Origin of the sequence: Salegentibacter sp. (genome assembly GCF_041642575.1) — a bacterium.
Lineage (GTDB): Bacteria > Bacteroidota > Bacteroidia > Flavobacteriales > Flavobacteriaceae > Salegentibacter.
This window is the reverse complement of record NZ_JBEPWD010000002.1, coordinates 1-13274: the sequence shown is the minus strand read 5'-3', so window position 1 is coordinate 13274 and position 13274 is coordinate 1. Positions and strand designations below refer to the sequence as shown.

The 13274-nt window shown below is 38.2% G+C and carries 11 protein-coding genes; 7 read left to right on the top strand and 4 right to left on the bottom strand.

Annotated elements, in window-relative coordinates; genetic code table 11:
• Window positions 1-30 precede the first annotated feature (30 nt).
• Window positions 31-519 (bottom strand): hypothetical protein, encoded by a 489-nt coding sequence (locus ACESK1_RS00700; RefSeq protein WP_372916886.1) that lies wholly within the window; start codon window positions 517-519, stop codon window positions 31-33.
• Window positions 520-667: 148 nt separating this feature from the next.
• On the opposite strand from ACESK1_RS00700, the gene ACESK1_RS00695 reads away from it, so the two are divergent.
• Window positions 668-2839, top strand: coding sequence for a catalase (locus tag ACESK1_RS00695; RefSeq protein WP_372916884.1), 2172 nt, complete (start codon window positions 668-670; stop codon window positions 2837-2839).
• A 53-nt stretch (window positions 2840-2892) separates the two neighbouring features.
• Here ACESK1_RS00695 and ACESK1_RS00690 read toward each other — a convergent pair whose 3' ends face one another.
• Together ACESK1_RS00690 and ACESK1_RS00685 are read right to left on the bottom strand one after the other, a co-directional pair.
• Complete coding sequence (locus ACESK1_RS00690; protein ID WP_372916882.1) at window positions 2893-5208, bottom strand: penicillin-binding protein 1A; 2316 nt, start codon at window positions 5206-5208, stop codon at window positions 2893-2895.
• An 866-nt stretch (window positions 5209-6074) separates the two neighbouring features.
• Window positions 6075-7361: a dipeptidase gene (locus ACESK1_RS00685; RefSeq protein ID WP_372916880.1), complete on the bottom strand. Its 1287-nt coding sequence runs from the start codon at window positions 7359-7361 to the stop codon at window positions 6075-6077.
• A 190-nt stretch (window positions 7362-7551) separates the two neighbouring features.
• Between ACESK1_RS00685 and ACESK1_RS00680 the strand changes: the two genes are divergently transcribed.
• From ACESK1_RS00680 to ACESK1_RS00665, 4 genes are all read left to right on the top strand, one after another.
• Window positions 7552-9003, top strand: a complete 1452-nt coding sequence (locus ACESK1_RS00680; protein WP_372916878.1) for a RimK family protein — start codon at window positions 7552-7554, stop codon at window positions 9001-9003.
• A gap of 2 nt (window positions 9004-9005) precedes the next feature.
• Window positions 9006-10226: a glutamate-cysteine ligase family protein gene (locus tag ACESK1_RS00675; RefSeq protein WP_372916877.1), complete on the top strand. Its 1221-nt coding sequence runs from the start codon at window positions 9006-9008 to the stop codon at window positions 10224-10226.
• Window positions 10223-10909, top strand: coding sequence for an N-formylglutamate amidohydrolase (locus ACESK1_RS00670; RefSeq protein ID WP_372916875.1), 687 nt, complete (start codon window positions 10223-10225; stop codon window positions 10907-10909). The genes ACESK1_RS00675 and ACESK1_RS00670 overlap by 4 nt, the downstream gene beginning before the upstream one ends.
• A gap of 77 nt (window positions 10910-10986) precedes the next feature.
• Window positions 10987-11160 carry a hypothetical protein gene (locus tag ACESK1_RS00665; RefSeq protein WP_372916873.1) on the top strand — a complete coding sequence of 58 codons (174 nt, stop codon included), beginning with the start codon at window positions 10987-10989 and terminating at the stop codon, window positions 11158-11160.
• A gap of 56 nt (window positions 11161-11216) precedes the next feature.
• Here the strand turns inward: ACESK1_RS00665 and ACESK1_RS00660 are convergent, their stop codons facing one another.
• Window positions 11217-11648 (bottom strand): peptidylprolyl isomerase, encoded by a 432-nt coding sequence (locus tag ACESK1_RS00660; protein WP_372916870.1) that lies wholly within the window; start codon window positions 11646-11648, stop codon window positions 11217-11219.
• Window positions 11649-12018: 370 nt separating this feature from the next.
• On the opposite strand from ACESK1_RS00660, the gene ACESK1_RS00655 reads away from it, so the two are divergent.
• Together ACESK1_RS00655 and ACESK1_RS00650 are read left to right on the top strand one after the other, a co-directional pair.
• Entirely contained in the window at window positions 12019-12459 is a 441-nt protein-coding gene (locus ACESK1_RS00655; RefSeq protein ID WP_372916868.1) for a 3D domain-containing protein, read from the top strand.
• 120 nt (window positions 12460-12579) lie between these two features.
• Window positions 12580-13206, top strand: coding sequence for a type II CAAX prenyl endopeptidase Rce1 family protein (locus ACESK1_RS00650; RefSeq protein ID WP_372916866.1), 627 nt, complete (start codon window positions 12580-12582; stop codon window positions 13204-13206).
• Window positions 13207-13274 lie beyond the last annotated feature (68 nt).

Below are 13274 nucleotides of genomic sequence, written 5' to 3'. Positions count from 1 at the left end.
CCGGAAAGAACATTCTTTCCGGCTTTTTATTTAATCATCTTCAGCATCAACCGATTTTAGGTCTTGCTCTACGAATTCTCTTTCCCGAACTGAACCTCCGGCCACAATTGCCGCGGCAATTATCACCAGATTTTTAATGATGTATTGGCCTTCGGTTGTGAGTACAAAAGGGAATTTTTCAAAACTTATTTCCGGTAAAATTATCAAAGGCAGGAAGGTTCCCGGTATCTGAAGAAACAATAAAATCACGGCGATTCTTAAGGTCTTTCGGAAAAGCATTAGCAAGCCTATTAATACTTCCCAAATTCCAAGAACGGGAATGAATATTTCAGGATCGAACCAGAAGACCGTAGCGGCGATTAGTTCCTGGGCAGGGCTGTCTAAAACTATTTTTAGGCCCCCAAACCAGATAAAAACAACAGCGATGGAAATCCTAAGCAAGGGTTTGCCGTATTTGTACATCCAGCGAGTTACCTTATAATCTATCTTTCCTAATTTCTGAGTTTTATCTACTTCCATTTTCTTCATTTTAGCTGAATAACAAGTTGGAAAAATTATTTTAACCCGTTGATATTCAGTTTCAATTATAGGATTTATTTAACAGGCTCAAATTCCTAATCTACACTTAATTTATGAAATTTAGGGAAACCATCTAAAATATACAATCATGAAAGAAGAAAAGAAAAAAACTCCTGAGCAAGATAAAAAGCAGAAGGACCTGGAATTCAATAAGGAAGACGGGACAGATCAGTTTTTAACCACTAATCAAGGGGTGAGGATTAACGATAATCAAAACACTCTAAGTGCAGGAGAAAGGGGACCTTCTTTGTTGGAAGACTTTATTTTCAGGGAAAAAATGACCCATTTTGATCATGAAAGAATCCCTGAAAGAATTGTCCATCCCAGAGGGTCCGGGGCACATGGTTATTTCCAGGTGTATGAATCTATGGAAAAATACACCAAAGCCGGATTTCTACAGGATCCCTCAAAAAAGACTCCCGTATTTGTACGTTTCTCTACTGTAGTAGGTTTTAAAGGCTCTACCGATCTTGCACGTGACGTTCGGGGCTTCGCTACAAAATTTTATACCGATGAAGGGAACTACGACTTGGTAGGGAATAATATGCCTGTATTTTTTATTCAGGATGCCATGAAATTCCCCGATCTGGTACATTCTATTAAACCCGAACCTAATAATGAAATCCCCCAGGCATCTGCTGCTCATGATACCTTTTGGGATTTTGTTTCTCTCATGCCGGAGTCACTGCATACTGTGATCTGGGCAATGTCTGATAGGGCTATCCCTCGCAGTTTCCGAATGATGGAAGGTTTTGGGGTGCATACTTTTAGATTTATCAATAAAGAAGGAAAAGCTACTTTCGTCAAATTCCACTGGAAACCGGTTCTTGGGGTGCATGGGGTGGTATGGGATGAAGCCCAGAAGATATCAGGTTATAATCCCGATTTCCACCGAAAAGATCTCTGGACGGCCATAGAAGACGGAAATTATCCTGAATTTGAATTAGGAGTGCAACTAATACCCGAAGAGGATGAACATAAATTTTCTTTCGACCTGCTGGATCCAACAAAGCTCGTACCGGAAGAAGAAGTTCCTGTGAAAATAATCGGGAAAATGGTACTAAACCGAAATCCCGATAATTTCTTTGCTGAAACTGAACAGGTTGCTTTCCACCCGGGCCACGTGGTACCGGGTATTGACTTCACTAATGATCCCTTATTACAGGGAAGATTATTTTCCTATTTGGATACCCAGTTGAAGCGCTTGGGAGGACCTAATTTTCACGAAATACCTATTAACAGGCCACTGGCTCCCACCCATAATAATCAGCGGGACGGGCATATGCGGCAGGAGATCAATAAAGGCCGAACCAGCTACGATCCCAATTCTTTGGAAGGAGGATGTCCATTTCAGGCGAAAATGTCTGAAGGGGGCTTTGTATCCCATACTGAAAGGGTTGATGGGAATAAGATCAGAACCAGAAGTAAAAGCTTTTCCGATCATTTCAGCCAGGTAAAAATGTTTTACGACAGCCAGACACCAATAGAGAAAAAACATATTATTGATGCTTTCAGTTTCGAATTAGGAAAGGTTAAAACTGTTGAAATTAGGGAACGCCTGGTAGGTTTGTTAACCCAGGTAGATAAGAATTTGGCTGAAAGAGTTGCAAAGAACCTTGGAGTGGATTTCCCGAGAGAACCGGAAAAACCAATGAATAAAGGGGTGCCAGCAGATGCCGGAGATAAATATGAATCTACTTTTGTGGAACAGCAAACCAAATCATCTAAAGCATTAAGCATGCAGAAGAATCTGGTGGAATTCGTAAAAAGCAAAAAAGTGGCTTTCCTTTGCGCCGAAGGTTCTGATGAAAAATCAGTGATGGCCATGAAAAAGACTCTGGAAGATGAAGGGGCAAAAGTAGATATTATTGCGCCACATTCAGGAACATTGAAACTTTCAGGAGATAAAGAAGTGAAAATTGATAACAGTTATATCACTACTGCGTCGGTTTTATATGATGCGATTTATCTGCCGGCAGGAGAGAAGGCCATAAATAAACTGAGGGACATGCCGGAAGCCGTATTTTTCCTTAACGAGGCCTTTAAACATTGTAAACCCATTGCTGCCGATTCGAAACCAGAAGATTCAATTTTGACGGAAACTTTTTTCTGGAAAAAGATAAAAGATCAGAACTTACCAGAACTTGGAGTTCTTTCTAATGAAAAGGAAAATTTCATTCAATTGTCCAAAGATTTTATAGAGTCTATCAAAAAGAGCCGGTTCTGGGAAAGAGAAAAAACAGATGATATTCCCGCTTAATTTAAATTGAAATTGGTAATTAAAGGTTTAAAGAGTTCCGGCGCTTTAAACCTTTAATTATTTTTCTTACCTCCAAATAATCTTTTAAAAAAACCTTTTTTCTCCTTTTTTTCTTCAGGTTTTTCTGTGCGTTCACCAGTCTCCTGGTTCTGATCATTTTTACCAAAAAGCCGTTTAAAGAAACCGTCACGTTTTTCTGGTTCACAATCCAGCATTTCAATTACTTCAGGGGAAACCGGGAATCTCGCCTGGGTGATTTTATTAAACTGAGGTTCAGCATTCATTTTTTGCATCAGTTTACCAAAGATTGGTAAAGCAGAATTTGCGCCCTGGCCAATAGCCGTATTCCGGAAACCAATTCGATGATCATCGCTACCCACCCAGGTTACGCTTACAAGGTTAGGTGTCATTCCTACAAACCATCCGTCTTTATTATTTTGAGTTGTTCCGGTTTTACCCGCAATGTCATTTCTCAATCCGTAAGTGCTTCTAAGACGGTATGCCGTACCTTCATTAACCGTAGCTTTCATCATCTCTACCATTATCTGTCTGTTTGTTTCAGAAAGGGCAGGGGAGGTTCCGTTTTTAGGTTGAAATTCAGCCAAGAGATTGCCGTTGCCGTCTTCTATTTTTGTGATCAAAAATGGCTTGCTGTATTTTCCGCCATTAGCAAAAGGTGTGAAGGCCGTAGTGAGTTCGTCAAGGCCCAAAGATGCCGTGCCCAATGCAATTGATGGTACGGCCGGAATTTCAGACTCGATTCCCATTTTCCTGGCCTGGTGAATGACCTTACCTATCCCTGCTTCCATAAGCACCTTCACCGCGATAGTATTCATTGACTTGCTTAGGGCCTCCTTCATATTATAATTCATATGCGGATCGTCATTATCGCTGGCAGAATTAGCAGGCCGCCAACCTTTGGCATAGGTAACCTCACGGGCAGAAAAATAGGTGCAGGGTTCAATCCCGTTTTCAATAGCCGCAGAATAAACTATGGGTTTAAAAGTAGAACCAACCTGGCGCTTACTCTGAGAAACATGATCGTACTGGAAATACCTGTAATCAATACCGCCCACCCAAGCCTGAACGGCTCCGGTGCCGGGTTCTACTGCCAGCATTCCTGAATTTAGAAATTTCAAATAATGCGCTATACTGTCTTTAACACTAGCAGTTTTAGTAACCGTCCCTGAATAATTAAAAAGTTCCATGGGCTGGGTTTTATCAAGCTCAGCCATTATTTCTTCTTCAGATAAACCTTCCTTTTCCAGGCTTTTATATGGTTTAGAGCTTTTAATGGCATCTTCAAGTATTTTCGGATTCCTTTTCCATGGTGGTGCTTCACCGTAGGATTTCTCATGTTGCTCCTGCAAAGCCGCCATATGTTCTTTCATAGCTTCTTCAGCTAGCTCTTGCATCCTGTAATTAAGGGTGGTGTGCACAATTAGACCATCTCTGTAAATATTATATTTCTTTCCGTCTTTATTTTTTAGGGTATCCAGAACCTTGCTTACATCTTTTCTAACCTGTTCTCTAAAATAGGGGGCCAAACCTTTGTCATGGCCGTAATTTTTATAATTTAGGACCAGGTCTGCATCCTGGGCTTTCTTTTCTTTTTCTTCAGAAATAAAATCATATTTCTCCATTTGAGAGAGCACTACATTCCGCCTTAGCTTGCTGCGTTCAGGAAAGATGCGCGGATTATAATAGTGGGAGGCTTTTAGCATCCCAACTAAAACTGCCGCTTCTTCAAGATTTAATTCTGAAGTGGGTTTTCCGAAGAATTTCATCGCGGCACTTTCTATTCCAAAAGTGTTATCGCTAAAGGGCACAGTGTTGAAATAGAGACTAAGAATTTCTTCTTTGTCGTAAAGGCGTTCCAGCCTATTGGCTATTACCACTTCTTGAAACTTATTCACTACAATTCCCAGGATTCCATAATCTTTTCTTCCGTATATATTTTTTGCAAGCTGAAGTGTTATAGTGCTCCCACCTCCAGCTGAATCGTCCTGAAGTAAAATTGATTTAAAAAATACCCTTAGGAGACTCCTGGAGTCAATCCCGTTATGATCATAATACCGAATATCTTCGGTTGCGATAAGGGCGTCCAAAAGATGCTGTGGAAAATCTTCGTATTTTACAGGTTGCCTGTCGTGAATAAAAAATTTACCTATTAATTCCCCTTCCGAGGAAAGTACCTGGGTAGCACGGCTTTGTTGTAATTCGCTTAATTCTTTTGAAGAAGGCAATTTGCCCCAGGCTCCAAAATAAATGCTCGCAAAAAAAAGGATCCCCAGCGCGAATAAACTTCCAATTATAATTAAACCCAGTTTTAGCTTTGGGGATTTTTTAATCTTTAATAACAATGACATAGGTTAAATTAACTGCAACAAATTAACGAAGACTTAAAATAAGTATTTCACTATTTATGCCAACTTTAAGTTTTTATCTGGGGATATAAAAAAGCCGGCCACAAATTTAATTGTGCCGGCTACTTTTGGGCAAAGTTCATAAGACTTGTTGTTTATGGTTCTATTACTAAAATTTTGTGATGTTTCCAGGCTGATGCAAAATGGTTGTTTTTAATTTCGCGGAAATGCTTCCTGCGTTTTAAGAACCCTGCCTTGCGTTGTCCAATTTCCATCATTATATTCTCCAGGGTTTTCATAATCTATAAAATTAAATGGTTGAATTATTAACTTAAATAGCGTCTTTGGCTATCCCAGCTGCTTCGGCTGTTTTGTTTCTTTGTGTTTAAAAATGTTCTGCGGTTAATTTTTGAAGGTTTCATAATACTTGATTTTAAAGGTTGCACTATTAACTTAAATAACGTCTTTGTTTATCCCAGCTACTTCTGCTGTTTTGCTTCGTCGTGTTTAAAAATTCTCTACGGTTGATCTTTGAAGTTTTCATGATATTTTATTTTAGAATTGAATTACTAACTTGAATAGCGTCTCTGATTATCCCAGCTGCTTCGGCTATTTGTTTTCTCTGTGTTTAAAAATGCTCTTCTGGTGGTTTTGAAAGTTTTCATCGTTTAAAAGTTTTATTGTTTACCAAATAGACTTTTGTTTTATTGGTTTGTTACAGTACTATGCATAAAACAGTAGTATATTAACATATTATTAACTATTCGGCTGATTTTCAATAGAAAATGAATAGGAGAGGTAGAAGTTTTAAACAAAAAAAATGCGGACGTTTGGTCCGCATTTTTATATAAGTAAGAAGGTTTGATAAATTAACTCCTCTGAATTTCTTCAGCAACAGCTTCAACCTCGTCCATAACTCTAAGCAGGTTTTCTCCCCAGAGTTTTGCTATTTCCTCTTCGGTATATCCTCTTTTTACAAGTTCTGCCGTTACATTTAGTGTTTCTGAAGCATCCATCCAGCCGTCAATTCCACCACCACCATCAAAATCTGAGCTGATACCTACGTGATCAATACCAATCAGTTCTACCATATAATCTATATGGTCTACAAAATCGCTAACCCCAACCGGTTCTATTTTTTCTTTAAGTTTTTCAACATCGGGCTGAGCTGCATTTCTTATTTTTTGGAATTCAGAATAATATATATTTCTGTCATCCTGAGAAAGTTTTCTAACACTGTCGCGTTCCAGAAGCTGGAAATTCATTTCCTGAGCTTTCTTCTCGTAGACCTTTCTCGAAGCCTCAGAAAAAGCATTATTTTTTTCAGTATTCACGTATGCACTAAAGGCAACCGTCTGCACAACACCGCCGTGTTCTTTAAAAAGCAGCAAAAGCTCATCATCTAAATTTCTGCTATGGTCACAAAGTTCTCTGGCAGAAGAATGGGAAGCTATAAGTGGTGCTTTAGAAAGCTCAAACATTTGTTTTATCGATTCCTTAGAAGGATGCGAAACGTCTATCATCATCCCGTATTTGTTCATTTCAGCAATAACTTCTTTTCCCAGATCGCTCACACCATTATGGAGCCATTCGTCATTTTCCTCTCCAGTATTAGAGTCACAAAGCTGGCTATGCCCATTATGAGAAAGTGACATATACCGCCCGCCCAGATCGTAGAATTTCTTTACATTTTCTATATTTTCCCCAATAGGATATCCGTTTTCGATTCCAATCATGGCTACTTTTTTTCCGGAAGCGTAGATTTGTCTTACTTCTTCTGAGTTAGTGGCAAGACCAATTTTATTGGGAGCGAGTTCATTTACCAATTTATGGATGGCGATGAATTTTTGCATTGCATTGGTATATGCAGCTTCAAAACCTTCTTCATTAAGTTCGTCCTGGCCCGTGTAAACAATAAACCATGCTACATCAAGTCCGCCGGCTTCCATTTTCGGAAGGGTCACCTGGGTATCAAGATCCATAGTGTAGTTAGATTCATTGGTAAAATTCTTAACGTTAATATCGGCGTGGGTATCTATGGTAATTATTTTATCCTGAATTTCCCTGGCCTTATCCAGAGTTTCCTGGTTATAATCCTGTGCCTGCATACTCAAGGCACCAAAAAGTAATAAAAAAGAGGTTTTAAAAATTTTCATGATAGCTGTTGATTTATAATTGCTGAAAATAGGAATATTTTTCTAATGAAGCATAGAAGGAGCACTTGGTTTGGTTTAAGAAGGAAAAATTTTGGTAATTTTCAATCCTATTTATTTTTACTGTCCTGCCGATTTCTTTGTAAATGGAATAAGATTTTCAGCTAAATTTGATAACAATTTAAAGTATTAAATGAATAAATTTATAGTAGTTAACCAACCTGAAACCTGGAATTTAGAACTTGAAAATATTCAAATAATTTCAGCTCAAGCCTACCTTACCAATCCTGAATACGCCAGGATAAAAAAAGCTCGCATATTTAACCTTTGCAAAGATTATTCCTATCAATCCAGGGGATATTATGTCTCGCTTTTAGCAGAAGCCCGAGGGCATCTTGCGATTCCTACGGTAACAAATTTGGTAGACCTTCGTGAGCCTAAGCTCGTGAAAATAGTTTCTGAAGAATTTGATGATCTCATTCAAAAAAGTTTAAAGAATATAAAAAACCAGGAATTCACCCTCAGTATATATTTTGGTCAAAACGTTGCTCAAAAATACCGCGAATTGAGTACAATGTTTCATCGACATTTTCAGATACCCTTTCTACGAGTAAAATTCAACTTTACCACCAAATGGAATGTAAAGAATATTAAAGCAATTTCTGAAGCTGAAATTCCCGAAGAACATAAAGAAAGTATGCGTGAATTCGCAACCCAGTATTTTGCCAAAAAGCGATATGATACTCCGCGATCGGTTAATGCCGATTATGATCTGGCAATCCTGGTTAACCCGGATGATCCGGCGCCCCCAAGTAATGCTAAAGCCATTAAAAAATTCATTGAAATTGGAGAAAAAATGGGCTTCTATGTTGAAGTTGTCGTGCCAAAAGATCTTTCCCGTTTATCGGCTTTCGATGCTTTATTTATAAGACAAAGCACCGAGGTCAATAACGAGGCTTATGCCTTTGCCCGAAAGGCCCAACAGGAGGAAATCGCCATTATAGATTATCCTGAGGCTATTTTAAAGTGCTGTAATAAGGTTTTTATGGCCGAAGCTTTGGACAATGCTGGCATTCCTACACCAAAAACGGTGGTCGTACATAAGGATAATAAAAATTCAGTTCTTAAAACCACAGGCTTACCTGTTGTCTTAAAATCGCCGGATTCTACTTTTTCCTTCGGGGTAAAAAAAGCAACCACGCCCGAGGAATATCAGGAAATGGTTTCTGCCATGTTAAAAAAATCTGATCTGGTGATTGCGCAGGAATTTATGCCTTCAGAATTCGATTGGCGTATAGGAATTCTGGATGATAAACCCTTTTATGCCTGTAGGTATTATATGGCTAAAGATCACTGGCAAATATACAACTGGAAGGCTGCCGAGAAAGAAAACCAGGATGGAAATGCCGATAGTTTTTCAATTGAGGACATCCCTAAAAAAGTATTGGAAGTAGCTATGAAGTCAGCGAAAATAATGGGGAAGGGCCTTTATGGTATTGACGTGAAAGAGATCAATGGAAAAGCTCTGGTAATTGAAATAAATGACAATCCTAATATTGATTTCGGGGTGGAAGATGCATTTTATGGCGACCAGGTTTATATAGATATTCTCGGGGCTTTAAAAAGCCGTCTTGAAAAAAAATAATTATGAAGTATCATCTATTTGAAGTTTTTGGTATAGAGCTGGAATATATGCTGGTACGAAAGAAAAGCCTGAGAGTAAACCCGATCGTAGACCAACTACTCACAAAGAAAAACGGAACTTTATCTGCAGATATTGATAACGGTGAAATTGAATGGAGCAACGAACTGGTGGCTCATGTTCTCGAACTTAAAACCAATGGACCTACCGCCAATCTGGAAGATCTCGATTTGCTTTTCGCCGAAAATATTCAGGAAATCAATTCCCTGCTGGAAGAATTTGATACGCTGCTATTACCTTCGGCCTCGCATCCATTGATGCTCCCTAAAACCGAAACTCAACTTTGGAAACATAGTTACAGCAAGATCTACGCCTTATACAACCGAATTTTTGACTGCAGCGGACACGGGTGGAGCAATGTGCAAAGCATGCATATTAACCTACCATTTTATAACGATGCTGAGTTTGAAAAACTACACGCAGCCGTGAGGGTTTTATTGCCGATAATTCCGGGATTGAGTGCGAGCTCGCCTATTTTTGAAGGAAAGGCAACAGGTTTTAAGGATTCACGCCTGGAAGTTTACAAAACCAATCAGAAAGAGATCCCACAAATGACCGGAAAAGTTATTCCGGAGCAGGTGTTCAACAAAAGCGATTATTACCAGCGAATCTTTAAACCCATTAATACCGCTATAAAACCCTTCGATATTGAAAATATCCTTGATCATCATTTTCTCAATTCAAGAGGAGCCATAGCCCGTTTTGACCGTAATGCTATAGAAATAAGGGTGGTCGATATCCAGGAATGTCCCGCCGCTGATATTGCAATAGCAGTTTTAATTATCGAAAGCCTGAAGTTGTTGATAACTGGAGAATGGATCGCTCTGGAAGATCTTAAGAAATGGCATGAAGATGATCTCTTGGGAATTTTTAATATGGTTATTCGGGATGCTGAAGAAACTAAAATTCAGAATGAAGCTTTTTTAGCAATCTTCGGAATTAAAGAAGAGACGAGTGTTAAGCAGATCTGGGAAAAATTATACGAGAGGGTACAATCACAAATTTCAGCGAAACATCAGCATACTATTGAATATATTTTAAAGAACGGAAGCCTTTCAACCCGGATTCTCAAAAAACTCGATGGGGATTTTTCAGAAGAAAAGATAAAGAAAGTATATAGTGAACTTGGAGAATGCCTGGCTGACAATCAATTATTTAAAGTGTGAAGCTAGTCATAACCTGCGAACACGCGTCTAATGAAATTCCGAAGGAATTTAATCACCTCTTTACTGAAGAAGTTCAAATACTGAATTCTCACCGTGGCTACGATCCAGGGGCTAAAGACTTATTTGAGCACCTTAAAGTTTTGGGAGATTTTAATGCTGCTCATAATGTTAGCAGGTTATTGGTAGAAGTGAACCGCTCCATTGGTCACCCTCATTTATTTTCAGAATTTACGAAAGGACTTTCTTCAGTAGAAAAAAATAAATTAATCGCCACTTGGTATAATCCATACAGGGCTGAAGTGGAAAATCGAATTAATAAACTAATTGAAAAAGGGGAGAAGGTGATCCATTTTTCTGTACATAGTTTTACGCCGGTTCTAAACGGTGAAACGCGGAATGCAGATATAGGTCTGCTTTATGATTCATCCCGTAAGGCGGAGAAAGTATTCTGTAAAGATTTAAAATCAAAGTTAAGAGAAGAAGATTCCTCTTTAAAAATAAGGTTTAATTATCCATACCTGGGAAAGGCTGATGGATTTACAACCTATTTGAGAAAGAAATTTCCCGAGAATTATACAGGTATAGAACTGGAGGTGAATCAGAGTTTCGTCGAGAAAAAAAGGATGAATGAAAAACTGAAGGAAGCCATCTTTAAGGCCCTTAAGGAAACTTTAAGGAAATAGAGGAATTACAAACTTTCCCACATTAACATAACCGTAAAACTCATGAATATTTCATAAATTGAATAAATTTTTGAAAAATGAAATTTATAGAAATCAAAGACCTGAACGACGATACGTTTTATCTAAATAAGGCGCAAGTCATGTATATCGCATACCAGGAAGACTCCGGCTGTCATGTGGGCCTTAGCAATGGGTTGCAGATTAAAACAAATGCCAGCTACGAAGAACTAAAAGACCTCGTTGACGATTAATAAAAAACCCCTGAAATCATTAGACTTCAGGGGTTTTTTATATAAAAGTGTGATGATTACTTGATCTCCACTACTTCAAGGTCAAAAACAAGATCTTTTCCAGCAAGCGGGTGATTTCCGTCTACCACGATAGATTCGTCTTTTACTTCTTTTACCACAAGGTTCATTTCATTTCCGTCAGGACTTTTTGATACCAGTCCCATTCCAACTTCTGGTTTGATCTCTTCCGGAAGTTGAGATTTTGGCACCTCCTGAACAAGCTCTTCTCTTGGTTCTCCGTAAGCTTCTTCCTTAGGAATATTGATGGTCTTTTTCTCATTCACTTCCATATCGATAAGGCCTTTTTCAAAACCTGGAATTAACTGTCCCTGACCCATAGTGAACTCAATTGGCTCCCCACGTTCAACAGAGCTGTCAAAAACCTGTCCGTCAGTTAGTTTTCCGGTGTAATGTACCTTTACCGTGTCATTTTGCTTTACTTGACTCATAATAATATTTTTCGAGTTTAAAAATAGGCTAATCTTCAGCCTTTTAAAGCTGCAAAGGTACAGTTATTAAGATAAAACCCAAATTAACCGACGGGGAATACCTTTTTCTTTTGTAAAGATTAACAGAATCACAAAACATTAGTTTTCAGAAATCAGGAATTATAAAAATGATTCCAACAGACTGTTTTTTAGATATAAAGACAGAATTGTGATCCGAGGTACCTTTAATAGCTCAATTTCTAAAGCATCCATTTTTGCGGTTTCAATCCAGGTTTTAAGACAAAACAAATTAGGGATTGGTAATTTTTACTAATAACTTAGATATTTCTGCGTTCAGCATAAAATTTTAATTTCAGCAATAATGATTGGAATGCGTCTATTGTCGACCGTAATTTTCTGTATGTTTCTCTATATGCTTACAGGTATTTCAGGTTGTAATTTTGAAGCTGAAAAATCTTCTGAGCCTAAAGTAGTGTGGGATAGCCTTAAAGTTACTGCTTCTGCATATAATTCACTTAGCTGGCAGACCGGCCCCGGGAATCCTGCCGTCACAGCCTGGGGAGATACCTTGAAACCGGGGTTAAAAGCGATAGCTGTATCCCGGGATCTTATCCAAAGAGGCCTTGATCATAATACCGCTGTTAAAATCGAAGGTTTTGACGGGGTTTTTCTTGTAAAGGATAAAATGCATTACCGCTGGAAAAATAAGATAGATATTTATATGGGAATCGATGTGGAAAAAGCCAGGGAATGGGGTAGGCGCAAAGTGAAAATCTATTTCGCGAAGAAAGAAGAAGATACGCTTAAATAGTAATTTAACAACAGGTGACCCGGTTTAAACCTGATAAGCTGAAAAAATTTAAATTTATCGGTTCAATTTTAAAGTTTGATATTAGAATAGGTTTTTTAAGAAGGTATCTATAGAATGAATATGAAAAGAATATATTTTTCCATTCCTTTTAAAGTTTTAGAACTTCTGGTCTTCTTTGGATTGGCACCTTATTTAACCGGAATGTACCTGGAGGGGTGGAAAAAAATTATTCCCCTGGTATTCATTGCTGCTTTTTTCTTTCTTTTACTTCAACGCTATACCAATTTTAATAATGTCATTTTCTTCCGTTTTGATAAGGAATATTTCACGAAAAGCCTGCCGCGGATGTTTCTCATTACACTGTTAATAATATTATTTACCGGCTGGTTATTTCCCGATTTGTTATTTGAATATCCCGTAGAAGAATCGAAGAAATACTTAATCACTTTCTTCCTGTATCCTATAGCTTCAGTAGTGCCTCAGGAATTCATTTACAGAGTGTATTTTTTCGAGAGGTATAAGAACCTAATTCCTTCAAAGTATCTGTTGATGTTTGCCAATGCACTCATTTTTGGCCTTACCCATTTAATTTATGATAATTGGATAGCGCCAGTAGCTACCTTCCTGGCAGCCTGGATTTTTATCTTTAACTACTTTTCAACTAAAAGTTTCCTAAATGTTTGTCTTGAACATTATTATTATGGGTTTGTAATATTTACGGTGGGTTTAGGGCAATTTTTTAAGTAAACACTTTCCTAAAGACCAAGATTACCTAATAACCACCAAAGGATTAAAAAAACAACGATCATTCCGAA

Excerpts from the sequence above, each read along its gene's own strand:
- ACESK1_RS00700 (WP_372916886.1), bottom strand. The coding sequence starts at position 519 with ATGGAAGTAGATAAAACTCAGAAATTAGGAAAGATAGATTATAAGGTA.
- ACESK1_RS00695 (WP_372916884.1), top strand. The coding sequence starts at position 668 with ATGAAAGAAGAAAAGAAAAAAACTCCTGAGCAAGATAAAAAGCAGAAG.
- ACESK1_RS00690 (WP_372916882.1), bottom strand. The coding sequence starts at position 5,208 with ATGTCATTGTTATTAAAGATTAAAAAATCCCCAAAGCTAAAACTGGGT.
- ACESK1_RS00685 (WP_372916880.1), bottom strand. The coding sequence starts at position 7,361 with ATGAAAATTTTTAAAACCTCTTTTTTATTACTTTTTGGTGCCTTGAGT.
- ACESK1_RS00680 (WP_372916878.1), top strand. The coding sequence starts at position 7,552 with ATGAATAAATTTATAGTAGTTAACCAACCTGAAACCTGGAATTTAGAA.
- ACESK1_RS00675 (WP_372916877.1), top strand. The coding sequence starts at position 9,006 with ATGAAGTATCATCTATTTGAAGTTTTTGGTATAGAGCTGGAATATATG.
- ACESK1_RS00665 (WP_372916873.1), top strand. The coding sequence starts at position 10,987 with ATGAAATTTATAGAAATCAAAGACCTGAACGACGATACGTTTTATCTA.
- ACESK1_RS00660 (WP_372916870.1), bottom strand. The coding sequence starts at position 11,648 with ATGAGTCAAGTAAAGCAAAATGACACGGTAAAGGTACATTACACCGGA.
- ACESK1_RS00655 (WP_372916868.1), top strand. The coding sequence starts at position 12,019 with ATGCGTCTATTGTCGACCGTAATTTTCTGTATGTTTCTCTATATGCTT.
- ACESK1_RS00650 (WP_372916866.1), top strand. The coding sequence starts at position 12,580 with ATGAAAAGAATATATTTTTCCATTCCTTTTAAAGTTTTAGAACTTCTG.